The organism is Chromobacterium sp. Ag138, assembly GCF_055181315.1.
In genome coordinates this window covers 99,755-124,007 of record NZ_JBUPWA010000001.1, presented here as the reverse complement: position 1 = coordinate 124,007, position 24,253 = coordinate 99,755, and the positions used below count along the sequence as shown (strand labels likewise).

Sequence of the window (24,253 nt, the reverse complement as noted above, 5' to 3'; positions counted from 1 at the left end):
TATTATGCCAGCAAACACGAGCGCTGCCATTGCCCGCAGTTGCGAGTTTTCCCAATATTTGCATCGCCTTCTGGCCGCGCGGCCGGAAGAGCGGAGCCGACTGGAGCAATGCCTTCGCCATCCCTTTGCCATTGAGGATATGCAGGCATTCGCAGACTGGCCGGCGCTGGATGCGCCCGAGGCGCTGGCGCCGGCCCTGCGCCGCCTGCGGCAAGCGGTGATGGCTCGGCTGATCTGCCGCGACCTGGAAGGCCTGGCCACGCTGGACGAAGTGGTCTCCACCGTCAGCCGGCTGGCGGAGTTCGCCATCCGCCAGGCGCTGGCCTGCGCCGCCGCGTCGTTGCCGCAATACGGCCGGCCCATCGGCGAGGACAGCGGCGAGCCGCAGCAATTGATCGTGGTCGGCATGGGCAAACTGGGCGGCGGCGAGCTCAACGCCAGCTCCGACATCGACCTGATCTTCATTTACCCGGAAGGCGGCGAAACCGACGGCGCCCGCAAGATCAGCAACCACGAGTATTTCACCCAGGTGGGCAAGCGGCTGATCGCGCTGCTCAACGACGCCACCGCCGACGGCCAGGTGTTCCGCGTCGACATGCGGCTGCGCCCCTACGGCGATTCCGGCCCGCTGGTGATGAGTTTCGCCGCCCTGGAGAATTACCTGCTCTCCCAGGGCCGGGAATGGGAGCGCTACGCCTGGATCAAGGCCAAGGCCATCACCGGCGACGCCGACGGACTGGCGCAGCTGGTCCGCCCCTTCGTCTACCGCAAGTATCTGGACTACAACGCCTACGGCGCGATGCGCGAACTGCACGCGCAGATCCGCCGCGAGGTGGCGCGGCGCGACATGGCCGACAACATCAAGCTGGGGCCCGGCGGCATCCGCGAGGCCGAGTTCATCGCCCAGGTATTCCAGCTGATACGCGGCGGCCGCGACCGCACGCTGCAGCTGCGCGGCACACGCGCCACGCTGGACAGGCTGGCGGCGCTGCGGCTGCTGGAGCCGGCCGCGGTGGCAGAGCTGCAGGAAGCCTACGCCTTCCTGCGCAATCTGGAGCACCGGCTGCAGTACCTGGACGACCAGCAGACTCAAACCCTGCCGGAGGCGCCGGAAACGCGCCGAAAGATCGCCGCCAGCATGGGCCACGCCGATTGGCCCGCCTTCATGGCCGCGCTGGACGAGATCAGGCGCAAGGTCAGCCGCCACTTCGAGCAGGTCTTCATCTTGCCCAGCGAAGACAGCGCCGACCATCCGCTGTCCGAACTGTGGCTGGACGTGGCCGAGCAGAATCCCGAAGCCCGGCTGGCCGGCCTCGGCTACGCCGATCCCGCCTCCGCCGCCCGCCAGCTCACCGGGCTGGCCCAGAGCCAGCGTTACCTGCAGATGCCGCTGGCCGGCCGCAAGAAGCTGGACGCGCTGATGCCGGCGCTGATCGAGGTGGCCGCGCGCTTTCCCAACGCCGACGATACGCTGTCCCGCATCATCGGCCTGATGGAGGCGATCAGCCGCCGCGCCTCCTATCTGGCGCTGCTGACCGAATATCCGCAAACGCTGCAGCGGCTGGCCTCGCTGTACTCGTCCAGCGCCTGGGTGTCCGCCTACCTCAGCCGCCACCCCATCTTGCTGGACGAACTGCTGGACGCGCGCGTGCTCTACGCCGCGCCGGAATGGCCGCAGCTCTCGGCCCAGCTGGAAGCGCAGCTCGCCCACGCCGACGGCGACGTCGAAGCCAAGATGGACGCGCTGCGCCATTTCCAGCACGCGCAGACCTTCCGGCTGGTGGCGCAGGACCTGGCCGGCATGTGGACGCTGGAGGCGCTGTCGGACGAATTGTCGCGGCTGGCCGACCTGGTGCTGGACGCCGCCCTGCGCCACGCCTGGCGCGACATCCCCTCGCGCCACTGCGAAACGCCGCGCTTCGCGGTGATAGGCTACGGCAAGCTGGGCGGCAAGGAGCTGGGCTACGCGTCCGATCTGGACATCATCTTCCTGTACGACGACGCGCACCCGGACGCCCCCGACCTGTACTCGCGGCTGGCGCGCAAGTTGTCCACCTGGCTGACCAGCGCCACCGCCGCCGGCGTGCTGTACGACATCGACCTGCGGCTGCGGCCCAACGGCGCCAGCGGCCTGTTGGTCAGCTCGATCTCCGCCTTCCGCCAATATCAGGAAAACCAGGCCTGGGCATGGGAGCACCAGGCGCTGACCCGCGCCCGTTTCGTCGCCGGCGACGCCGGCATCGGCGCGCAGTTCGAAGCCGAGCGCCACGCCATCCTCACCCTGGAACGCGATCCGGCCAAGCTGCGCGGCGAGGTGCTGGCGATGCGCCAGCGCATGCTGGATTCCCACCCGGCCCACGACGGCGACGTCAAGAACGCCCGCGGCGGCATCATCGACATCGAATTCATCGTCCAGTACCTGATTCTGGCCCACGCCAAGACCCTGCCCGCCCTCACCGGCAACACCGGCAACATCGCGCTGCTGGCGGTGGCGGCCGACGCCGGGCTGATAGACCGGCAGCTGGCCGAAGACGCGCGCGCCGCCTACCGGCTGTATCGCCGGCTGCAGCACGCCGCGCGCCTCAACGACAAGAAAGCGGTGGATGTCGACGAACCGCTGCGGGTGGCTTATGCGCGGGGCCGAGAGCTCTGGAGACAGGTTTTCGAGCAAGCGCTCGATTTTTCCTGATCCCGGGTTCACAAGTCCGCGGGCCGCGGTATACACTGGTCCATCAACACGGCTGCGGGCGCCCCGGCGCGACCCGCCGCCACACCAAGCACAACACAGGAGAAGACCGAGATGTCGATGGCTGATCGCGACGGATATATCTGGTATGACGGCAAACTGGTGGACTGGCGCGACGCCACCACTCACGTGCTGACCCACACCCTGCACTACGGCATGGGCGTGTTCGAAGGCGTGCGCGCCTATGAAACCCCGAAAGGCCCGGCGATCTTCCGTCTGCAGGACCATACCGAACGCCTGTTCCGCTCCGCCAAGATCCTGGGCATGGCCCTGCCGTTCAGCCCGGAACAGATCAGCCAGGCGCATCTGGACGTGGTCAAAGCCAACGACCTGAAGTCCTGCTATTTCCGTCCGATGGCCTTCTACGGCTCCGGCAAGCTGGGCGTGGCGCCGATGAAGAACGACGTGCAGGTGATCGTCGCCGCCTGGCCGTGGGGCGCCTACCTGGGCGAGGAAGGCCTGGAAAAAGGCATCCGCGTGAAGACCAGCTCCTTCACCCGCCACCACGTCAACATCACCATGTGCAAAGCCAAGGCCAACGGCAACTACATGAACTCCATCCTGGCCAACAACGAAGCCACCGCCGACGGCTACGACGAGGCGCTGCTGCTGGACGTTGACGGTTTCGTCGCCGAAGGCTCCGGCGAAAACATCTTCATCGTCCGCAAGGGCAAGCTTTATACTCCGGACCTGACCAGCGCGCTGGAAGGCATCACCCGCGACACCGTGGTGCAGATCGCCAAGGAAATGGGCCTGGAACTGATCGAGAAGCGCATCACCCGCGACGAAGTCTACAGCGCCGACGAAGCCTTCTTCACCGGCACCGCAGCCGAAGTGACCCCGATCCGCGAACTGGACCGCCGCCCGATCGGCGCCGGCAGCCGCGGCCCGATCACCGCCGAAATCCAGAAGCGCTACTTCAACATCGTCAAGGGCCTGGACGCCGAACACGAACACTGGCTCACATACGTGAAATAAAACGGGTAATATCCGCACTGCGCGCCAGCAGCGACCGGTCACAGCCGGCCTGCTGGCACATGCATTTCGGACACCCGCTTGCCGCAACAAGGAATGACCATGGCAGAACAGAAAGAAAATACCGAACGCTATATCGAAGTCACCCAGCACGACCTGCCGCTGCACTGCCCGATGCCGGACATGAAGGCATGGAACTCGCACCCGCGCGTCTATCTGCCGGTGCACAAGACCGGCGAAGCCCTCTGTCCGTACTGCGGCACCCAGTACAAGCTGGTCGGCCCCGTCGGCCACCATCACTGAGCCCGCAGCCGGCCTCGATGGCAAAGGGTGTGGCCAGGGCCACACCTTTTTTGCTTGCCGCCGCCAAACCCAAGCCGCGCTGAACCGGACAGGCGGCTTGGGTTTGGAACCGGAAATACCGCATGAAGAAGAAAATCCTGGTCATCGGCCCCTCCTGGGTCGGTGACAGCGTAATGGCCCAGCCGCTGTACCGCCGCCTGCATCAGCGCCATCCCGGGCTGGAGCTGCATGTGTTCGCGCCGGCCTGGACCTTGCCGCTGCTGGCGCGGATGCCGGAAGTGGCCCAGTCCCATCTCAACCCCTTCGGCCACGGCGCGCTGCGTCTGGTCGAACGCTGGAAAGTGGCCCGCCACCTGGCGCGCGAGCGCTTCGACCAGGTCATCGTGCTGCCCAACTCGCTGAAATCGGCGTTGATTCCGTTGTTCGCCGGCGTCCCGCTGCGCACAGGCTTTCTCGGCGAATCGCGCTACGGCCTGCTCAACGACGCCCGCGAACTGGACGAGCAAGAGCTGCCGATGATGGTGGAGCGCTTCTGCGCGCTGGCCGAAGACCGCAATCAGCCGCTGCCGCGCCCCATTCCCAATCCGCAGCTGATCGCCACCCCATCCGTCCAACGCCAAGCCGCTGCCAAGCTGGGCCTGGATGTTTCGCTGCCCATCGCCGCCTTCTGCCCCGGCGCGGAATACGGTCCGGCCAAGCGCTGGCCCGCCCGCCATTTCGCCGAGCTGGCCAAGCGCTTCCAGGCCGCCGGCTGCGCGGTGTGGCTGTTCGGCTCAGCCAAGGACAAGCAGATCGGGGACGACATCGCGCGGCTGGCTGGCGGCGCCGCCGTCAACTTGTGCGGGGCCACCGGCCTGGACGAAGCGATAGACCTGATGGGGCTGGCCAAGCTGGCCGTCTGCAATGATTCCGGCCTGATGCACGTGGCCGCCGCGTTGGACAAGCCGCTGGTGGCGCTGTACGGCTCCTCCAGCCCCGACTTCACCCCGCCGCTGTCGCAGCGGGCGGAGATCGTGTCGCTGAATCTGGACTGCAGCCCCTGTTTCGAGCGCAGCTGCCCATACGGCCATACCGACTGCCTGGAAAAAATGCAGCCGGAACTGGTGTGGCAGGCTGCGCAGCGCCTGCTCCCCTCCCTTGTCCCCCTCGCACAGGACTGACATGAGCGCCGTGGAATCCACCCGACCTCCCGAGGAAAACAGCCGGCGCATGGAGCTGATCCGCGCCGCCGCCATCCTGTTCCGCGACCAGGGCTATGAACGCACCACGGTGCGCGACCTGGGCAACGCCGTCGGCATGCAGTCCGGCAGCCTGTTCTACCATTTCCGCACCAAGGAGGAGATTCTGGTGGCGGTGATGGCGCTGGGCATCGCCAGCACCACCGAGCAACTGGCCGCCGCCCTCGCCGCGGCAGCCGACACGCGCGACAAGCTGGCCGCGCTGTTCCGCGTGCATCTTCATTCGCTGCTGGGCGACAACCAAGCCGCGCTGGAGGTCATGCTGTACGAATGGCGCAGCGTCTCGGAATCGGCCAAGCCCGGCCTGGTCGTGTTGCGAGACCGCTACGAAACGCTATGGCAACAGGTGCTGGACGAAGCCGCGGACGCCGGCTTGGTCAAGCGAGACACCCGGCTGCTGCGCCGCACGCTGCTCGGCAGCCTGCACTGGACCGTTCAATGGTATCGGCGCGACGGCGAGCTCGACGTGGATGCACTGGCCCATCGCATGTTGCAACTGGTACTGTTCGACTAGACAGGAAAAAACCTTATCAAAATCAGAAAAATGTTCTAATATCAGCGATATAGGAACATTGGGACCCTAGCCATGGCAAATATCGCGAGCGTAGGCTACCCCGCCGCGCAAACGCTCTATGCCGGGCAAAATACCCGGCAGGTGCAGACATCGCTGGAAAACGGCCAAACCGCCGTTCAGAAAGCCACCAGCGAGCCTCAAACCCAGACCGCAGTCCGGCAGAATCCGGACTCCGCCCGGGTTGAGCAACAGCTGCAGCAACAATTGACCAGCAGCCGGGCGCAGCAGGCCGCTCAACAGGCTTCCGCCCAGCAAACAACCGCGCAAGCCGCCGCCGCCGCGCCTGCGAGCAAAGCCACACTGGCCACCGCGCCGCAGCCTGCCGCCGCAGCCGCAGCCGCGCCTGCCGTAAACGGCAATCCGCCCGCCTCCGCAGCGGGAGGCGCCGGCAACAACGCCGCCGCCAATGGCAATGCAACGACCCAGGCTCCGGCGGCAACGCGCAACACGGCCCAGGCATCAACTACAAAGCAGCAGCAAACGCCGCCGACACCCGCTCAAACCGCGACCGAACCCGCGGCGCAAGCCACCCGCCCCGTCGAGCAGGCTCAACGGCGCAACAGCAGCGGCCAGTTGGCGGTGTCCCAATACCAGACTAACCAGTCCTTGCTGCAACCGAGCATCTCCAGCACCAATATTTCCACCAAGGCCTGACCACCCGCCGCCGGAAACCCCAACAGCAAAGCCCCGCAACAGCGGGGCTTTCGCTTGCCGGCGGCATCCACGCAGAAGCAGGCCGGCAACGCATCGATAACCATGCCTTTCCAGCCCGGCGCCCAACGGAGCCGATAAACCTTCTTGTGATTGCTCAACCGGCCATGGCTCCGCCAGAGCGCCGGGCGGCTCGCTGACATGCCGCGCGATCATCGCGCGGCCATGGATCGCGCCCCACACTGCTGACCAAGGCGACGGCCCCGCATGGGGTCTAACCACCAGAAAGCCGTCCCATCGCGATCCGCTTGCGCCACCCGCGCCGGCTTTGAGCCTAGCCTTGCCGGGCGTTGTCCAGACTCGCCCTCATCGCTTCAGCGCTGGCGTCCCGCCCCGGACTTGCGCCTCATCGGTTCGCGCCCTCCCCGCCCCTTGCGCTTCTGGGCGTTCTGCGCCTGCAGCAGCGCATCGATGCGTTCGGACGTGCTCTGCATCAATAGCTGCGCCATTTCGCCGTCAGGAAAAGTCTCCGGCATGCGGTAGCCCAGCCAGGCATAGGCGGCATACAGCTTGCAGCTGTCTTCCAGATATTGCAGCTCATTGCGGCCGCCCGTTCCCATCATCCGCAGCAGCGGCGCGGTCTTGCTTCGCGCGCGCTGCTCGGCCCAGTCGTGCAGCGCGTTGTCCAGCATCGGAATCTTGGTCGATACCGGGCACAGGCTGAAAGTGAAGCGATCTGCCAGGCTCAGCGGCAGGCTGTCCAGCCATTCGGCCTTCTCCATCTGCTCGGACAGGTTGGCCGGCAGGAAGAATTCATCGTGCACATTGATGTGCTTGGCGAACAGGCCCAGCAGAGGCTTGAGCTTGGTCTCTCCGGTTGCCTGGGAAATGGCTTCCAGATATTTGAGGCTGGGCGCGACGAAGAAGCCGTTGTTCGGCAGCGGTTCCGCCTTCTGCCGCAGCAACGCGCCGATGGTCTTGTGGGTGAGGCCGTCGAAGCCGGCGACATAGCCGGTTTCATGCTTGCCGAAGCGGCCCGCGCGGCCGGCGATCTGCTTGGCAAGCGGCGCGGCGACGATGCCTTCCGCGTAGCCGTCCCACTTGCTGGCGGTGGTGAAGATGATGCGCCGGGCCGGGGTGTTCAGGCCCATGCCGATGGCATCGGTGGCCACCACCACCTGGGTCTCGCCGGCGACGAAGCGCTCGGCCTGCGCCTGGCGCACCTCGGGCGACAGGTTGCCGTAGATGGCCGAGACGGTCAGTCCCTGCTCGATCACCTTGTCGCGCCAGTTCAGCACCTCGCGCCGGGAAAAGGCGATCAGCACATCGCCCGGCTGCAGGTTTTTCAGCGACAGCAACGGCGCCTTGTCCATCTGCAGCGCGGTCTTGCGCTCCAGCGTGCGCACTTCCAGCGTGCCGCCGACCCGCGCGACCAGCGATTCGATCGCCTCCCGCGACTCCGGCGCGCCGACCAGATAAATGGTCTGCGCCGGCACGCCGCACACGGCGGCGGTCCAGGCCGCGCCGCGGTCCGGATCGTCCAGCAGCTGGATCTCGTCGATCACCGCCACCTCCACCTGCCGCTCAGGGTTCAGCATTTCCACCGTGCTGGCGACGTGGGTGGCCTCCGGGTGCAGCTTGCGCTGCTCGCCGGTGATCAGGCTGACGGCGACGCCGGCCTCCTGCAGGCGGGTATAGTTCTCCAGCGCCAAGAGACGCAAGGGTGCGAGATAAACGCCGCTCTTGGCTTTCTGCAGATGCTCCATCGCCGCGTGGGTCTTGCCGGAGTTGGTCGGTCCCAGCACCGCGATGAAATGGCGCTGCATCGCGTAGGCGGTGGCGAACGACTCCGGATAGCGCGACAGGTTGACCGCGTCGCGGGTCTTGGCGGCGGCCTTGTCGGCGCTCTGCCGGCTGCGGGCCGCTGCCACCCGGTCCAGCGCGATGTTGCAACGCACTTTGGCGCGCTCGTACTTGGCCATGAAGGCGCTGAGCGCGCGCAGCGGGTCGATGCCGTCCACCGCGAACACTTCGCGCGCGCAGGCGGCGAGCTGGCCTTCCAGCTTCAGCCGCGCGGCGTCGTTCCAGCGCTCCTTCACCAGCGCCAGCTTGGCCGCTCCGTCCAGCTTGCGCCATTTGCCGCTCTTGCCGAGGAAGCCCTCGTCCGGCACCAGATGGTAGGGAATGCGATGGCCATCCAGCTCGAGCTCGCCATGCACCGATACCGCATGGCTGCCCTCGGTGGTGACGATGGTGGCGTTGTGGTCGGCCAGGTAATCGTCCAGCTGGATTTCGGGCGGCAATGCTTCAAGGGTGTCGGTCATGTCGGCTTTCGTTACGGTGCTAAAGGCGGGCGATGATAAAGCAGCCGGCGGCGGCGCGCCAGCATGGAGCGACTCTATCAAAATCCGCCATCGCCGACGACAAGGCAAGTTACAAAACAAACGAGCCGCAGGAATGCCCTGCGGCTCGTCGGCCGGCGCGACAAGCGCTTAGATCAGCTCCACCGCCAGCGCGGTCGCCTCGCCGCCGCCTATGCACAGGCTGGCCACGCCGCGCTTGCCGCCGCACCGCTTCAGCGCCGACAGCAGCGAGATCACGATGCGGGCGCCGGACGCGCCGATGGGATGGCCCAGCGCGCAGGCGCCGCCATGCACGTTCACCTTGTCGTGCGGCAGCTTCAGGTCGTGCATCGCCGCCATCGTCACCACGGCGAAGGCTTCGTTGATCTCGTACAGATCCACCTCGCCGGCCTTCCAACCGGTCTTGGCCAGCAGCTTTTCAATGGCGTGCACCGGGGCGGTGGTGAACCAGCCCGGCTCATGGGCGTGGCTGCTGTGGCCGGCGATGCGGGCGATCGGCGTCAGGCCTCGCTTGGCCGCCTCGGCCGCCGTCATCAACACCAGCGCGGCGCCGCCGTCGGAGATGGAGCTGGAGTTGGCCGGCGTCACCGTGCCGTCCTTCTTGAATGCCGGCTTCAGGGTGGAAATCTTGTCCAGATTCGCCTTCAGCGGCTGCTCGTCGGTATCCACCACCGTATCGCCGCCTCGCCCCGGCACCGTCACCGCCGCGATTTCATCCTTGAACAAGCCGCCCTTGATCGCCTGCTGGGCGCGGGTCAGCGAGGCGATGGCGAATTCGTCCTGGTCTTGGCGGCTGAAACCGTATTTCTCCGCGCACTGCTCGGCGAACACGCCCATCAGCGTGCCCTTCTGATAGGCGTCTTCCAGGCCATCCAGGAACATGTGGTCCTTGATCTCGCCGTGGCCCAGGCGCAGGCCCCCGCGCGCCTTCGGCATCAGATAGGGCGCGTTGCTCATGCTCTCCATGCCGCCGGCCACCACCACGCCGCCGTTGCCGGCCAACAGCTGGTCATGCGCCATCATCAGCGCCTTCATGCCGGAGCCGCACATCTTGTTGACGGTGGTGCACGGCGTGGCCTGCGGCAAGCCGCCGCCCAAAGCCGCCTGGCGCGCCGGCGCCTGGCCCTGGCCTGCCGGCAGCACGCAGCCCATGATCACTTCGTCCACGTCGCCGGCGGCGACGCCGGCGCGCTCCACCGCCGCGCGGATCGCGGCCGCGCCCAGCTGGCTGGCGGTCAAACCGGACAGCGCGCCCTGGAAGCCGCCCATGGCGGTGCGCGCCATGCCCACGATCACGATTTCCTGTTGTTGCATCACAACTCCTTTGCTTGGTTGTGGCCGTTGGCGCGCTTGCCCAGCGATTTCTCGCACTGGCCGCGCAACTGGCCGATTTCGGTCAGCACCACCTTGATGTCTTCCATCTGCGCCAGCAGTTGCTGCTCCTTGCGCGCCAGGATGCGGATGAATTCCTGCAGCTGCGGCGCGTCGTCGTGCGCCGCGTCGTACAGCGCGAACAGCTCGCGTATCTCCTGCAAGGACAAGCCGATGCGCTTGCCGCGCAGGATCAGCATCAGCCGCACGCGATCGCGCCGGTTGTAGATGCGGCGCTGCCCCGCCCGCTCCGGCTCCAACAAGCACTGATCCTCGTAGAAGCGGATGGCGCGGGTGGTGATGTCGAACTCCTGCGCGAGTTCGGTGATGTTGAAAACCTGTTCGCCCATGCGTCTGTCCCTTTATCTTCCGGCTGCGGCCACGCGCGCCACAGTCGGGTGCTTTTGCGTTCATTGTCTGTTGACGTTGACGTAAACGTCAAGTTATCGTGATCGAAAGTAGAGCAAACAGTCCAGGAGAAGCAGATGAGCCAGAAAATCGGCGTGGTGGGCGCGGGCACGATGGGCAACGGCATTGCCCAGGTTTTCGCGATGAAGGGTTTCGACGTGGTATTGGCCGACGTCAACGACGCGGCCCTGGTCAAGGGCGTGGCCAACATCAACATCAGCCTGCAGCGGATGGCGAAAAAAGAGCTTATCGCCGAAGCCAACATCCCCGGCATCGTCGCCCACATCCGCGCCACCACCCAGCTAGCCGATCTGGCCGGCTGCGACGTGGTGGTGGAAGCCGCCACCGAGAACGCAGAGATCAAGGAGAAGATCTTCCGCGAACTGGACGCCGTCGTCGGCGAGAAGTGCGTGCTGGCGTCCAATACCTCGTCCATCTCCCTCACCCGCATCGCCAGCTGGGTCAGCCATCCGGAACGGGTGGTCGGCATGCACTTCATGAACCCGGTGCCGCTGATGGAGCTGGTTGAGATCATCCGCGCGCTGCAGACTGGCGACGAGGCCTACCACACCGTATTCCACCTGACGCAAGCGCTGGGCAAGACCCCGGTGACGGTGAAGGACGGCGCCGGCTTCGTCTCCAACCGCGTGCTGATGCCGATGATCAACGAAGCCGCCTTCGCGCTGTATGAAAACCTGGCCACCGCCGAAGACATCGACACCGTGATGAAGCTGGGCATGAACCACCCGATCGGCCCGCTGGCCCTGGCCGACCTGATCGGCCTGGACACCTGCCTGTCCATCATGGACATCCTTCACCGCGAGTTCCGCGACAGCAAATACCGCGCCTGCCCGCTGCTGGTCCAGCTGGTGCAGGCCGGACACCTGGGCCGCAAGAGCGGCAAGGGTTTCTACAGCTACAACTGAGCAGCGCCATCAGCCCGAACAATATAGAGGAGGCAGTGCCATGAGCCAGTCGGTACCCAACATCAAGCTGTTGATAGGCGGCGAATTCGTCGAGTCCAAAACCGCGGAATGGCGCGACATCGTCAACCCGGCCACCCAGGAAGTGCTGGCGCGCGTGCCGCTGGCCACCGCCGACGAGGTGAACGCCGCCGTCGCGGCCGCCAAGGAAGCATTCAAGACCTGGAAGAAGACGCCGATCGGCGCCCGCGCCCGCATCTTCCTGAAATACCAGCAGTTGATCCGCGACAATATGAAGCAATTGGCCGCCATCCTCACCGCCGAGCAGGGCAAGACCCTGGCCGACGCCGAGGGCGACATCTTCCGCGGCCTGGAAGTGGTGGAGCACGCCGCCAACATCGGCACGCTGCAGATGGGCGAATACGCCGAGAACGTCGCCGGCGGGGTGGACACCTACACCGTGCAGCAGCCCTTGGGCGTGTGCGCTGGCATCACCCCGTTCAACTTCCCGGCGATGATCCCGCTGTGGATGTTCCCGATGGCCATCGCCACCGGCAATACCTTCGTGCTGAAGCCGTCGGAACAGGACCCGATGGTGACGATGCGCCTGGTGGAACTGGCGCTGGAAGCCGGCATCCCCAAGGGCGTGCTCAACGTGGTGCACGGCGCGGCGTCGGTCGTCGACGCCATCTGCGACCACCCCGACATCAAGGCGGTGTCCTTCGTCGGCTCCACCAAGGTGGGCACCCACGTCTACCAGCGCGCCACCCTGTCCGGCAAGCGCGCCCAGTGCATGATGGGCGCCAAGAACCACGCCATCGTGCTGGCGGACGCCAACAAGGAACAGGCGCTGAACCAGCTGACCGGCGCGGCCTTCGGCGCCGCCGGCCAGCGCTGCATGGCGCTCAGCGTGGCGGTGCTGGTGGGCGAGGCGCAGCAATGGATTCCGGAACTGGTGGCCAAGGCCAAGGGGCTGAAAGTGGGTCCCGGCAAGGATAACCCGGACCTCGGCCCGGTGATCTCCTGCGCCGCGCTGGACCGCGTCAAGAGCCTGATCGCCCGCGGCGTCGAGGAAGGCGCCAAGCTGGAGCTGGACGGCCGCGGCGTGAAAGTCGCCGGTTTCGACAACGGCAACTTCGTCGGCCCCACCATCTTCTCCGGCGTCAAACCCGAGATGGCGATCTACCACCAGGAAATCTTCGGCCCGGTGTTGTGCCTGATGGCCGCCGACACGCTGGACGAAGCCATCTCCATCATCAATGCCAACCCCAACGGCAACGGCACCGCGGTGTTCACCCAGAGCGGCGCGGCGGCGCGCAAGTTCCAGGAAGAGATCGACGTCGGCCAGGTGGGCATCAATGTGCCGATCCCGGTGCCGGTGCCGCTGTTCAGCTTCACCGGCAGCCGCGCGTCCAAGCTGGGCGACCTGGGCCCCTACGGCAAGCAGGTGGTGGCCTTCTACACCCAGACCAAGACCGTCACCAGCCGTTGGTTCGACGACGAGGCCAGCAGCGGCAAGGTGCACACCACCATCTCTCTGCGCTGATTCTCCATAGGGCGGGCTGGCCGCAGGCCAGGCCCGCCGCTCGCACATGGAAGCATGAACATGAATTTCGAACTGAACGAAGACCAGATCGCCTTCCAGCAAAGCGCCCGCGATTTCGCCGAACATGAACTGGCGTCGCACGCCGCCGAATGGGACGCCGAATCCATCTTCCCGTTGGACGTGATCCGCAAGAGCGGCGACATGGGCTTTTTGGGCCTCTACACGCCGGAAGCCTACGGCGGCCTAGGCCTGTCGCGGCTGGACTCCGCTATTGTGTTTGAGGAGCTGGCCGCCGGCTGCACCTCCACCGCCGCCTACCTGACCATCCACAATATGGTCAGCTGGATGATCGCCAGCTTCGGCGGCAAGCAACTCGCCGAGCAGTGGGTGCCGAAAATGGTGAGCGGCGAAGTCTTGGGCAGCTACTGTCTGACCGAGCCGGGCGCCGGCTCCGATGCCGCCTCGCTGAAAACCCGCGCCGAGAGGAAAGGCGAGGTTTACGTGCTCAACGGCGGCAAGATGTTCATCTCCGGCGCCGGCAGCACCCAGGTGCTGGTGGTGATGGCCCGCACCGGCGGCCCCGGCCCCAAGGGCATTTCCGCTTTCGTGGTGCCGGCCGACGCCCCGGGCGTCAGCTACGGCAAGAAGGAAAAGAAAATGGGCTGGAACAGCCAGCCCACCCGCGCCATCACCTTCGACAACGTCGAAATTCCGGTGGAGAACCGACTCGGCGAGGAAGGCCAGGGCTTCGCCTTCGCCATGAAGGGGCTGGACGGCGGCCGCATCAATATCGCCACCTGCGCCGTCGGCACCGCCCAGGCCGCGCTGAACGCCGCGCAGCGCTATGTGCAGGAGCGCCAGCAATTCGGCCATCCGCTGGCCGAGCTGCAAACCGTGCAGTTCCGCCTGGCCGACATGCTGACCGAGCTGGTCGCCGCGCGCCAGATGGTGCGTCTGGCCGCCTGGAAGCTGGACAACGCCAGCGCCGACGCCACCGCTTATTGCGCGATGGCAAAGCGCCTGGCCACCGATCTGAGTTTCAATATCGCCAACAACGCGCTGCAGCTGTTCGGCGGCTACGGCTATCTGCAAGACTTCCCGCTGGAGCGCCACGTGCGCGACCTGCGCGTGCACCAGATTCTGGAAGGCACCAACGAAGTGATGCGCATGATCGTCGCCCGCAAGCTGCTGCAGGACGGCGCGCTGGAAACGCTGCGCTGAGCGAGGCCGGCAACAACCCTGCCGTCGCCTTGCGCCGGCTTGCCTAGCCGCTTCGCGGGCCCGGCCAGACTTGCAGGCTCACAACAGAATTCATAAAGGCATCGATATGAACAGCTACGCCCACCTGAACGTCGAGAAACGCGGCCACACCGCCGTGGTGACGATAGACAACCCGCCGGCCAACACCTGGAACCGCGCCAGCCTCACCGCGCTGAAACAGTTGGTGGCCGATCTCAACGCCGACCGCGACATCTACGCGCTGGTGATCACCGGCCAGGGCGAGAAGTTCTTCTCGGCCGGCGCCGACCTCAATATGTTCGCTGACGGCGACAAGAAAGTCGCCACCGAGATGGCCATGCTGTTCGGCGAGGCCTTCGAGGCGCTGTCCGGTTTCCGCGGCGTCAGCATCGCGGCGCTCAACGGCTACGCGATGGGCGGCGGCCTGGAATGCGCGCTGGCCTGCGACATCCGCATCGCGGAGGAGCAGGCGCAGATGGCTCTGCCGGAAGCCGGCGTCGGCCTCCTGCCCTGCGCCGGCGGCACCCAGAACCTGCCGTGGCTGGTCGGCGAAGGCTGGGCCAAGCGGATGATCCTGTGCGGCGAGCGCGTCAACGCCGCCACCGCCGAGCGCATCGGCCTGGTGGAACAGGTGGTGGCCAAGGGCCAGGCGCTGGAAACCGCGCTCAAGCTGGCCGAAGGCGTGGCCAAGCAGTCGCCGTCGTCGGTGGGGGTGTGCAAGCAGCTGGTGCAGACCGCCCGCACCCAGCCGCCGGCCTGGAATTTGATCAAGGAGCGCGAAGCCTTCATCAAGCTGTTCGACACCCACGACCAGGGCGAAGGCACCCGCGCCTTCCTGGAAAAGCGCGCGCCGAACTGGAAGAACGCCTGATCCCCTAAAAAACACTGAACGAGGTCAAGCCATGGATGACGTGGTGCTGTTTGACGAACTGACTACCAGCGACGGCCATCGCATCGCCATCGCCACCCTCAACGCCGAAAAATCGCTGAACGCGCTGACGCTGGACATGATCCGGCTGCTGGACGCCCGCCTCACCATCTGGGAGCGCGACGCAGGCATCGTCGCCGTGGTGCTGCGCGGCGCCGGCGAGCGCGCCTTCTGCGCCGGCGGCGACGTGCGCAGCCTGCGCGGCAAGTTGATAGACGAGCCCCACTACCCCAACCCGCACGCCGTGGCGTTTTTCACCGAGGAATACACGCTCGATTACCGCATCCACCGCTACAAGAAGCCGCTGATCGTCTGGGGCGGCGGCATCGTGATGGGCGGCGGCCTGGGCCTGATGGCGGGCGCCAGCCACCGCGTTGTCACGCCGGCCACCCGCATCGCGATGCCGGAAATCACCATCGGCCTGTACCCGGACGTGGGCGGCAGCTGGTTCCTGCAACGCATGCCGGCCCACCTGGGCCTATTCCTGGCGCTGACCGGCGCGCCGCTGAACGCCCACGACGCGCTGATCGCCAATCTGGCGGACCACGTGCTGGCGGCGGATGCCTACCCCGCGCTGCTGCAAGCCTTGCGGGCGGCAAACTGGGGCGACGACGCCCATGCGCGCCCGGCCCTGGCCAGCGCCTTGCTGAACCAGTTGGAGAGCCAGCTGGGCGACGCGCTGCCGGCGTCCAACATCGAGCGCAACCTGCTGGCGGTGCACCGGTTGATGAACCGCGGCGATTTGGCCGCCGTCGCCGCCGCGCTGACCGAAACCGCCTTCGAAGACCCATGGCTGGCCGACGCCGCCAAGAACTTCCGCCACGGTTGCCCGACCTCGGCCGCCGTCAGCTGGGAAATCCTGAATCGCGCCAAACACATGTCGCTGGCCGAGGCGCTGCGGATGGAGCTGGTTCTATCCGTCAACTTCTGCGCCCGCTCCGACTTCCCCGAGGGCGTGCGCGCGCTGCTGGTGGACAAGGACCGCAACCCGCATTGGAGCCGGCAGCTGGCCGACATCGACCAGGCCTGGGTGGACGGGCATTTCGAATCGCCATGGCGCGAGGCGGACCACCCGCTGGCGGGATTGAAATAACAAACATACAGAGGAGAACAGCATGGAAAACATCGCCTTCATCGGCCTGGGCAATATGGGCGGGCCGATGGCCGTCAATCTGCTGAACAAGGGCTTCAAGGTCAGCGCTTTCGACTTGTCGGCCGACGCGCTGGCCAAGGTAGCCGCCGCCGGCGGCCGCGCCGCCTCCAGCGCCGCCGACGCGGCCGAGGGCGCAAGCGTGGTGATTTCCATGCTGCCGGCCGGCAAACATGTGGCCGGGCTGTACCTGGGCGACGGCGGCCTGTTCGCCAAGCTGCCCAAAGGCGCGCTAGTCATCGATTGCAGCACCATAGACGCCGGCACCGCCCGCAAAGTGGCCGACGGCGCGCAGGAAAAAGGCCTGGCCATGCTGGACGCGCCGGTTTCCGGCGGCACCGCCGGCGCCGCCGCCGGCACGCTGACCTTCATCGTCGGCGGCGCGGCGGAAGACCTGGCCCGCGCCCGCCCGGTGCTGGAGGCGATGGGCAAGAACATCTTCCATGCCGGTGGTCCCGGCGCCGGCCAGACCGCCAAGATCTGCAACAACATGCTGCTGGGCATCCTGATGGCCGGCACCGCCGAGGCGCTGGCGCTGGGCGTCAAGAACGGCCTGGACCCGAAAGTGCTGTCCGAGATCATCAGCAAGAGCTCGGGCCGCAACTGGGCGACCGAGCTGTACAACCCCTGGCCCGGCGTGATGGACAACGCCCCGGCCAGCCGCGGCTACGCCGGCGGCTTCATGTCCGAGCTGATGCTGAAGGACCTGGGCCTGGCCGAGGAAACCGCGCTGCAGAGCCACGCCGCCAATCCGCTGGGCGCGCTGGCGCGCAATCTGTATGAAGAACACGTGCATCAGGGCAACGGCAAGCTGGACTTCTCCAGCATCGTCAAACACTTTCACTCGGTGAATTGAAACAGGTCCAGATAACTGCCACAGCGATATGACATGTGATAAATTCATGTAATGTCTGCGACAGGGAGGGCGCTCAGGCGCCCTCCCTTCTTGTTTCAGCAGCCCCGAACCGGATAAGAATAAAGTCTACCAAGGATGAATATGTCTCATTCCCTCGCCCTGAAAGGCATAGCCGCCGCCACGCTGCTGGCCTGCGCCCTGCCCGCCGCGGTCGCCGCCGGCTACCAACAGCCGCCGGCCAACATCCTCAAAGTGATGCGCGCGCCGTCGCTGCCCGGCCCCAGCCTCAGCCCGACCAAGGACAATATGCTGCTGGTCGCCTGGCAGGAATATCCGTCCATCGCCCGCGTGGCCTCGCCCTATCTGAAGCTGGCCGGCACCCGGATCGAACCGGCCAACCGCAGCAAGCACGACACGCCGGGCGGCTACGGCATCGCCCCATGCGCGGAAAGCTTCAAGCTGGTGAGCGTCCCCGGCGGCAAGGAAACCCCGATCGCGCTGCCGGCCGGCGCCTGCCCGGACGCGCCGCTCTGGTCGGCCGACGGCAAGCGCTTCGCCTTCGCCAACGCCACCCGCGACGCGGTGGAGATATGGGTGGGCGACGCCGCCAGCGGCAAGATCCGCAAGATTCCCGGCATCCGCCTCAACCCGATGCTGAACGACGAGCTGCAATGGATGCCGGACCAGAAGACCCTGCTGGTCAAGGCGGTGCCGGCCAAACTGGGCGCGGCGCCGGCGCAGGCCAATACCCAGGATGGTCCCAGCGTGCAGGACAGCGGCGGCGGCCAGGGCGAAAGCAGCACCTATGAAACCCGCGACACGCTGTCCAGCCCGCACGACGAGGCCTTGTTCGACTACTACGGCGCATCGCAGCTGACGCTGGTGGACGCGGCCAGCGGCAAGGCCACCCCGCTGGGCCAGCCGGCCATCTACGACGGCGTCGGCCCTGCTCCGGACGGCAAGCACATCCTGGTGTCCAGCGTGCGCAAGCCCTACTCCTACGTCACCACCTACGAGCGCTTCCCGCATCAGGTGGAAGTCTGGAACATCGCCAACCCCGCCCGCGTCGCCGTCCACGCCGTCGCCTCGCTGCCGCTGGCCGACCGCGTGCCGGTGCACGGCGAACCGCTGGGTCCGCGCGACTTCTTCTGGCGCGCCACCGAGCCGGCCACGCTGCTGTGGGCAGAGGCGCTGGACGGCGGCGACTGGAAAAACACCGTGCCGGCCCGCGACAAGGTGATGATGCAGAAAGCGCCGTTCACCGCGCCGCCGGTGGAAATCCTGCGCACCGCGCAACGCTTCGCCGGCCTGGACTGGACCGAGCGCGCCGACACCGCTCTGCTCAGCGAGGTCGATCTGAACAAGCACTGGCGCCAGACCCGCGTCGTCAACGTCGACCAGCCGCAGCAAGCCGGCAAGCTGCTGTGGGATCTGTCCTACGACGACAAATACGCCGACCCCGGCAGCCCGGTGCATCGCACGCTGCCCAACGGCGAACGGGTGATCCAGCTGGATGGCGACGCCATCTATCTGGCCGGCGGCGGCGCGTCGCCGCAGGGCAACCGTCCCTTCCTCGACAAGCTGGACCTGAAAACCCAGCAAAGCCAACGCCTGTTCCGCAGCGACAAATCCGCTTACGAGCGCTTCATCGGCCTGACGGCCAAGGGCAGCGGCAGCTTCCTCACCTGGCGCCAGACCCCGGCCGAAGCGCCCAACGCCTTCCTGCGCACGCTGGGCGCGCCGGTCAGCGCCGACAAGGGCGAGGCCGCGTTCGCCTCCGCCGAAACCGCGGTCACCCGCATCGTCGATCCAACGCCGGAGCTGCGGCAGATCAAGAAGCGGCTGGTGAAGTACAAGCGCGCCGACGGCCTGGATCTATCGTTCACGCTGTACACGCCGCCGGGCTACCAGGAAGGCGCCCGCGTGCCCGCCATCCTCAACGCCTATCCGCTGGACTACGCCGACGCGGCCAGCGCCGGCCAGATCAGCGGCTCGCAGCAAACCTTCACCCGCCTCTACCAATACAAATACCTGCTGCTGGCCGGCTACGCCGTGATCGACCAGGCGTCGTTCCCCGTGGTCGGCGACCCGAAGGCCGCCTACGACAGCTATCTGGACCAGCTGAAAATGGACGCCGAAGCGGCGGTGAATGAGGCGGTGAAGCTCGGAGTGGTCGATCCGGACCGCGTGGCGGTCACCGGCCACAGCCACGGCGCGCTGATGACGGCCAACCTGCTGGCGCACACCGACCTGTTCCGCGCCGGCGCAGCCACCAGCGGCTCGTACAACAAGACGCTGACGCCGTTCGGCTTCCAGAGCGAGCGCCGCTCGGTATGGGAGGCCCCGGACGTCTACCGCAAGGTGTCCACCTTCTTCTACGCTGACAAGCTGAAGACGCCGCTCCTGATCATGCACGGCAGCGACGACGCCAACCCCGGCACCACGCCGCTGCAGGCCAGCAAGTTCTACGAGGCGATCCGCGGCAACGGCGGCACCGCCCGCCTGGTGATGCTGCCGCACGAGCCGCACTGGTACGCGGCCCGCGAATCGAACGAGCAACTGGTCTACGAGATGCTCAACTGGTTCGACAAGTACGTGAAGAACGCGCCGCCGCGCGCGGTGAAGAGCGCGCAGAGCCAGCCGGTTCCGGCCCAGCCCTGAGCGCCCCGCTTCCCCGGTCGAACGCCCCGCACGCGGGGCGTTTTCGCATTCGCCGTTCGCGGCAGCGAAAACGGCGGATGGTCCCTGCCGGCGGCAAGCCTCCACCACCCTAGCGCTGCCGCGCCGCCTTGTTGCGGACCTTCCACTCGCGCCGCAGCTGCTGACGCTGCAGCGCCGTCTGCTCGTGGCGCTCCATCTCGCGCCGCAGTTTGTGGTAGTTGCGCAGCCTGTCGCCATCCACGCCAGCCCTCACCGCGCAACCAGGCTCCTCGCGGTGGCTGCAGTCGCGGAACTGGCAGCGGCCGGCCAATTCCTCGATGTCGGCGAAGCTGCCGGCCAGCGCGCCGGCGTCCGGCGGGGCCTGCAGCGTGCGCACGCCCGGCGTGTCGATGATGCAGGCGCCGTCCGGGCACTTCAGCAGCGTGCGCGCGGTGGTGGTATGGCGGCCGCGGCTGTCGTCCGCCCTTACCCCGCCCACTGCCTGCGCCTCCTCGCCCAGCAAGGCATTGCTGAGCGTGGACTTGCCGGCGCCGGACGAGCCCAGTAGCACCAGCGTCTGGCCCGCGCCCAGCCAGGGCAGCAAAAGGTCGCGGCAGGCCGGATCGGTGCCGTTCAGCAGCAGAATGGGCGGCAGCGGCTTCAAGCGCTGTTCCAGCTCGGCCAGCCTGGTTTCGGCGTCCGGACACAGATCGGCCTTGCTCAGCGCCACCACCGGCGCCACGCCAGCCGCCGCGGCCAAGCCCAGGTAACGCTCCAGCCGCCGCGGGTTGTAATCGCCGTCCAGCCCCATCACCAGCAAGGCGGTATCGACGTTGCTGGCGTACGCTTGCCGCGCGCCTTCGTCGTTGACGCGGACCAGCTGGTTGAATGGTTCCAGACGCTCAAGCAAGCGCCAGGGTTCATGTTCCCGCGGCTGGCACAACGCCCAATCGCCCACCGCCAGCTCGGCGTGGACGCCGGGCAAGGCATGGGCCGGATGCTCGTCCTCGCCGTCATGCACCCATGCGCAGTCGCGCTGCACGCGGCAGACGCGCGCCAGCTGCCACGCTTCGTCGCCGGCCAGGGCCAGCGCCTGTTGCAGCAATACCGGCGTCAGGCCGATGGCGGCCAGACGCGGAAAATCGAAATTCAGCATTGAAACTCCCGCGAACGCTCGCAAGCCAACGCCGCCAGGCGTAGCCAGGCTCGATCAAGCATTCTGAAATGGATGGGGAAAACGCGCCTGGTGGACAGGCTTAGCCACCGCGCGAATGCGATGGAAGGAACATGCCGGGGAACGGCCGCCGAGCGGCGCCGCTTACAACTGGAAAACTATCGGAAAATGAAACGACCGGGGCAACGGTTCAGCCGGCACGCCCTTGGAATTGAATATCGCGGCTCATTGGATTCTCCTTTTCGCTATTGGGAAAAAGAGGATTATGCCAATTGAAAACCCCGCCCGCAAGCGAAACCGCGCCTGCGCCGCATCCGCGCCGAGAAAAGTTCTATAGATAGTAAAACGCGGCCGGAGAGTCGCGCATATCGGGCATCCGCCCAATCTGGGAGAAATGAAGCGATGAAAACCCTGCCGCTATTGATCGCCACCGCCATCGGCGCCGCTGCCTTGGCCGCCTGCGCCAGTCCGGAGGAAATCCACGCGATGGATCAGCGCACCTGCTCCGGTTACGGCTTTCAGCCCGGCACCGACAACTACGCCAACTGCATGATGAAGCAGGCGGACAAACGCGATCAGGACATGCGGGCCCGCATGACGCCGCCCGCCCAGCCCGCCGCCGCGCCAGCCACCACCGTCATCGTCATCCCCACAGAGAGCAGACCCAAGCTGCCGGACTGCCGGATGCAGGATCCCGGCGTCACGCTGAACAGCGACGGCAAGTGGGAGGGCCCCAACTGCACCCCGGCGCGCTGAGCGGGGCCGCCGCCTGGCTTACGGCAACAAAACGCGCGCCGGTTGCGACCAGAACGCCGCGTCCAGCATGTAATCCTTTTCCCTAACCGGCTCCCCAGGATTGGCCAGCACCAAGTGCAGCTTGGGGGCGCCGGCCGACGGCAGCGCCATCTGCCAGCCGGCCAGCGTATGCTCGCGTCCGTCTCGCCACAGGCTGTTGTCCGGGCCGTCATGATGGTCCTGGCTCAATCGCTCGAACTCCGCGAGCGCATGCGACGGGCGCTGATCCAGCAAAAACCGGATGCGGGCGAGCCGTGCCTGGCTGCTGGGGCCGATTTTCTGCGCCCCGTCCAGCAAGGACAGATTGGAATAATGGTTGGTGTGCGCCAGCGTGCCATTTCGCTGGCGGCTGAGCTGGTAGCGCCCATGCTGGCCGACTTCCACCTGCATCAGACCGCCGGCGTCGGCCAGCAACAGAAACACCGGGCGCGTTTGCGAAAACAGCTTGTCCGCCGCGGCGGCCACCTCGTCCAGCGAGCCGTAGTCACGCAATAGCCGCGACATGACGCCGCGGCGATCGTCGTCCGCCTGTCTCAGCGCCCGCGGCAAGCTGCTGGCCGAGGCGCTGACCACCGCCAGCCCCTTCTCGTTGACGCCGGCCTTGATGCCCGGCTCTCGGCCATTGTCGGCGTACAGGCCCAGATAGGCGTAGCCGTGCTCGGGATGGCGCAGCCGCAGCGACTGCGCATGGTCCGGCTTCCAATCCCGGTTCTTGGCCAGCAAAGTGCCTTCCGAGCTGGCCGAACCCGCCGCGCCCCACAAAGTGCAGGCCGCGACGGGCCAATGAATCAGGACAAGCCATCCCGCCGCAGCCAACCATGAAGCGCGCATGACGATCTCCGACGTAGCGAATGCAGCGATTCTGCCACGGCCTCGCGCCAGAATCGCCATCAAGCTTGCAAACAGATGTTAGGCCGAGACGTAGGCGCGTCAGACGGTTTCAGCCGGAAAGACATACTCCAGCATCTCGTCCCCGTACTTGTCGATCTGGCCGGTGGAAGCCCAGCCAAGATAGCGGTAAAAGCCATGGGAGCGCACCGCCGGGTCGCTGCTGCAACCCAGAAACAGCCGCTGGTGGCCAGCGCCCCGCAAGATGTCCATCACCTGAGCTAGCAGAGCCCTGCCCACGCCGATGCCTTCGCAATCGGGCAGCAAGGCCAGCACCACGATTTCGCCGCTTGCCGCCTCGCCGAAACAATAGCCGACGATGCGGCCATCCCTTTCCGCCACCACACCGGGCAGTTCGCCCGCGCGCACGCTTTGCGCCCAACTCTCCCGAGTGATGCCCAGCTCGTTCAGCCTGGCTTCCGAAATGGCGTTTTCACGGGTTTGGCCGCGGATGACGACGCAGGCCGGCACGTCTTCCGGACGCGCGGCGCGATAGAGGATGGCGCTCATGTATTTTCTCTTTAAAGAACGATGAATGTTCGAATCAGACCCGGCCGCGCTCAGGAAGGTTCGCAATCAAACGCTTCAATTGCGCCGGATATCGATCCCGCCAGTCCAAACCACAAACCGCGGGGACCGTTGCCGGTTCCCGCGGTTTGTTTTCGTCCTGAGCGGCCAGTTTATCCGCGTCGAAATTCGAAATGAATGCTTGCGGACTAGCTCTCCGCTTTAGGATTTTTGGCCCTCACTTCATAGCCCAGCGCCTGCAATGCCTTCACCCATTCGTCGATGGCGATCTCCACCAACGCTGGCTGGCCGGCGAAGCCGAATTCGATGTGCATCTCCGGAATATCCTCGCTGCCGAAATTGGGCAGGCAGGACAGCCTCAGGGCCGGATAGCGGACGGTGAAGTCCTGCATCAGGCCGATCAGGTCTCCCTCCCGGGCTTTGATCGCGATGCAGCTTTTCTCGACATCCGGCTGATCGTTGAACAGATGGCGGCAATGGGTGTCCAGCACCCACTCCGCCATCGGCCAGGCCATGCTGGGGAAACCGGGCAAAAAGTGGACATCGCCGCAGGAGAAGCCGGCGATCTGGTTGACCGGATTGGGAATGATGGCGGCGCCTTGCGGAAAATGGCCCATCAGGATGCGGTGCGGGTAGGCATCGGCGCCGAAACGCCCCTCGATCAGCGCCTTGGCCTCCGGATGCAGCTCCAGCGGCATGCCCAGCGCGCGGGCGGCGCAGGCCCGGGTGTGGTCGTCCGGCGTCGCGCCGATGCCGCCGAAGCTGAACACCAGGTCGCCGCCGGCGAAAGCGCGGCGCAAGGCCGCCTCGATGCGGGCCGGATCGTCGCCCAGGTATTCGGCCCAGGCCAGCTTCATGCCGCGCGCGGCCAGAATGCGGATCAAGGTCTGCATATGCTTGTCCTGGCGCTTGCCGGACAGCAGTTCGTCGCCGATGATCAGTGCGCCGACTTGCATG

Annotated in this window: 21 protein-coding genes; 14 read left to right on the top strand and 7 right to left on the bottom strand. The window is 66.3% G+C overall.

Going from position 1 to position 24,253, the window contains the following annotated elements; translation table 11 throughout:
• Nucleotides 1-4: 4 nt before the first annotated feature.
• The 6 genes from glnE (at nucleotide 5) to ACY3GB_RS00550 (ending at nucleotide 6,490) form a co-directional block, all read left to right on the top strand.
• Nucleotides 5-2,689 carry a bifunctional [glutamate--ammonia ligase]-adenylyl-L-tyrosine phosphorylase/[glutamate--ammonia-ligase] adenylyltransferase gene (gene glnE, locus ACY3GB_RS00575; RefSeq protein WP_463086979.1) on the top strand — a complete coding sequence of 895 codons (2,685 nt, stop codon included), beginning with the start codon at nucleotides 5-7 and terminating at the stop codon, nucleotides 2,687-2,689.
• A gap of 111 nt (nucleotides 2,690-2,800) precedes the next feature.
• Nucleotides 2,801-3,724: a branched-chain amino acid transaminase gene (locus tag ACY3GB_RS00570; protein ID WP_046155762.1), complete on the top strand. Its 924-nt coding sequence runs from the start codon at nucleotides 2,801-2,803 to the stop codon at nucleotides 3,722-3,724.
• A gap of 99 nt (nucleotides 3,725-3,823) precedes the next feature.
• Nucleotides 3,824-4,024 (top strand): zinc-finger domain-containing protein, encoded by a 201-nt coding sequence (locus ACY3GB_RS00565; protein WP_463086978.1) that lies wholly within the window; start codon nucleotides 3,824-3,826, stop codon nucleotides 4,022-4,024.
• A 122-nt stretch (nucleotides 4,025-4,146) separates the two neighbouring features.
• Entirely contained in the window at nucleotides 4,147-5,184 is a 1,038-nt protein-coding gene (gene waaF / locus ACY3GB_RS00560) for a lipopolysaccharide heptosyltransferase II (RefSeq protein WP_463086977.1), read from the top strand.
• 1 nt (nucleotide 5,185) lies between these two features.
• On the top strand, nucleotides 5,186-5,776 hold the full coding sequence (locus ACY3GB_RS00555) for a TetR/AcrR family transcriptional regulator (protein ID WP_463086976.1): 591 nt from the start codon (nucleotides 5,186-5,188) through the stop codon (nucleotides 5,774-5,776).
• Between the two features lie 72 nt (nucleotides 5,777-5,848).
• Entirely contained in the window at nucleotides 5,849-6,490 is a 642-nt protein-coding gene (locus ACY3GB_RS00550) for a hypothetical protein (RefSeq protein ID WP_463086975.1), read from the top strand.
• A gap of 371 nt (nucleotides 6,491-6,861) precedes the next feature.
• Here the strand turns inward: ACY3GB_RS00550 and ACY3GB_RS00545 are convergent, their stop codons facing one another.
• From ACY3GB_RS00545 to ACY3GB_RS00535, 3 genes are all read right to left on the bottom strand, one after another.
• Nucleotides 6,862-8,811, bottom strand: coding sequence for a helicase-related protein (locus ACY3GB_RS00545; protein WP_463086974.1), 1,950 nt, complete (start codon nucleotides 8,809-8,811; stop codon nucleotides 6,862-6,864).
• Nucleotides 8,812-8,979: 168 nt separating this feature from the next.
• Nucleotides 8,980-10,164, bottom strand: coding sequence for an acetyl-CoA C-acyltransferase (locus tag ACY3GB_RS00540; RefSeq protein WP_463086973.1), 1,185 nt, complete (start codon nucleotides 10,162-10,164; stop codon nucleotides 8,980-8,982).
• Nucleotides 10,164-10,571: a MerR family transcriptional regulator gene (locus ACY3GB_RS00535; protein WP_463086972.1), complete on the bottom strand. Its 408-nt coding sequence runs from the start codon at nucleotides 10,569-10,571 to the stop codon at nucleotides 10,164-10,166. Before ACY3GB_RS00535 ends, ACY3GB_RS00540 begins: the two co-directional genes overlap by 1 nt.
• A 135-nt stretch (nucleotides 10,572-10,706) precedes the next feature.
• Here ACY3GB_RS00535 and ACY3GB_RS00530 point away from each other — a divergent pair, with 135 nt between their 5' ends.
• From ACY3GB_RS00530 to ACY3GB_RS00500, 7 genes are all read left to right on the top strand, one after another.
• The gene (locus ACY3GB_RS00530) at nucleotides 10,707-11,555 is read left to right on the top strand and encodes a 3-hydroxybutyryl-CoA dehydrogenase (RefSeq protein WP_463086971.1); all 849 of its coding nucleotides are present in this window, start codon (nucleotides 10,707-10,709) and stop codon (nucleotides 11,553-11,555) included.
• Between the two features lie 40 nt (nucleotides 11,556-11,595).
• Complete coding sequence (locus tag ACY3GB_RS00525; RefSeq protein ID WP_463086970.1) at nucleotides 11,596-13,098, top strand: CoA-acylating methylmalonate-semialdehyde dehydrogenase; 1,503 nt, start codon at nucleotides 11,596-11,598, stop codon at nucleotides 13,096-13,098.
• Nucleotides 13,099-13,158: 60 nt separating this feature from the next.
• Complete coding sequence (locus tag ACY3GB_RS00520; protein WP_463086969.1) at nucleotides 13,159-14,319, top strand: acyl-CoA dehydrogenase family protein; 1,161 nt, start codon at nucleotides 13,159-13,161, stop codon at nucleotides 14,317-14,319.
• 106 nt (nucleotides 14,320-14,425) lie between these two features.
• A complete protein-coding gene (locus ACY3GB_RS00515; protein ID WP_463086968.1) occupies nucleotides 14,426-15,208 on the top strand; it encodes an enoyl-CoA hydratase in 783 nt (260 codons plus the stop codon).
• A 31-nt stretch (nucleotides 15,209-15,239) separates the two neighbouring features.
• Entirely contained in the window at nucleotides 15,240-16,358 is a 1,119-nt protein-coding gene (locus ACY3GB_RS00510; protein ID WP_463086967.1) for an enoyl-CoA hydratase/isomerase family protein, read from the top strand.
• A 22-nt stretch (nucleotides 16,359-16,380) separates the two neighbouring features.
• Nucleotides 16,381-17,271 carry a 3-hydroxyisobutyrate dehydrogenase gene (gene mmsB / locus ACY3GB_RS00505; protein WP_463086966.1) on the top strand — a complete coding sequence of 297 codons (891 nt, stop codon included), beginning with the start codon at nucleotides 16,381-16,383 and terminating at the stop codon, nucleotides 17,269-17,271.
• Nucleotides 17,272-17,412: 141 nt separating this feature from the next.
• Nucleotides 17,413-19,932: an alpha/beta hydrolase family protein gene (locus ACY3GB_RS00500; protein WP_463086965.1), complete on the top strand. Its 2,520-nt coding sequence runs from the start codon at nucleotides 17,413-17,415 to the stop codon at nucleotides 19,930-19,932.
• A gap of 109 nt (nucleotides 19,933-20,041) precedes the next feature.
• On the opposite strand, the gene rsgA is transcribed toward ACY3GB_RS00500, so the two are convergent.
• Nucleotides 20,042-21,067 carry a ribosome small subunit-dependent GTPase A gene (gene rsgA / locus ACY3GB_RS00495; RefSeq protein ID WP_463086964.1) on the bottom strand — a complete coding sequence of 342 codons (1,026 nt, stop codon included), beginning with the start codon at nucleotides 21,065-21,067 and terminating at the stop codon, nucleotides 20,042-20,044.
• A gap of 420 nt (nucleotides 21,068-21,487) precedes the next feature.
• Between rsgA and ACY3GB_RS00490 the strand changes: the two genes are divergently transcribed.
• Nucleotides 21,488-21,841, top strand: coding sequence for a hypothetical protein (locus ACY3GB_RS00490; protein ID WP_463086963.1), 354 nt, complete (start codon nucleotides 21,488-21,490; stop codon nucleotides 21,839-21,841).
• An 18-nt stretch (nucleotides 21,842-21,859) separates the two neighbouring features.
• On the opposite strand, the gene ACY3GB_RS00485 is transcribed toward ACY3GB_RS00490, so the two are convergent.
• The 3 genes from ACY3GB_RS00485 to ACY3GB_RS00475 form a co-directional block, all read right to left on the bottom strand.
• The gene (locus ACY3GB_RS00485; RefSeq protein WP_463086962.1) at nucleotides 21,860-22,711 is read right to left on the bottom strand and encodes a carcinine hydrolase/isopenicillin-N N-acyltransferase family protein; all 852 of its coding nucleotides are present in this window, start codon (nucleotides 22,709-22,711) and stop codon (nucleotides 21,860-21,862) included.
• A gap of 99 nt (nucleotides 22,712-22,810) precedes the next feature.
• The gene (locus ACY3GB_RS00480; protein ID WP_463086961.1) at nucleotides 22,811-23,278 is read right to left on the bottom strand and encodes an N-acetyltransferase family protein; all 468 of its coding nucleotides are present in this window, start codon (nucleotides 23,276-23,278) and stop codon (nucleotides 22,811-22,813) included.
• Nucleotides 23,279-23,484: 206 nt separating this feature from the next.
• A complete protein-coding gene (locus ACY3GB_RS00475; RefSeq protein WP_463086960.1) occupies nucleotides 23,485-24,252 on the bottom strand; it encodes a competence/damage-inducible protein A in 768 nt (255 codons plus the stop codon).
• Between the last annotated feature and the right edge of the window lies 1 nt (nucleotide 24,253).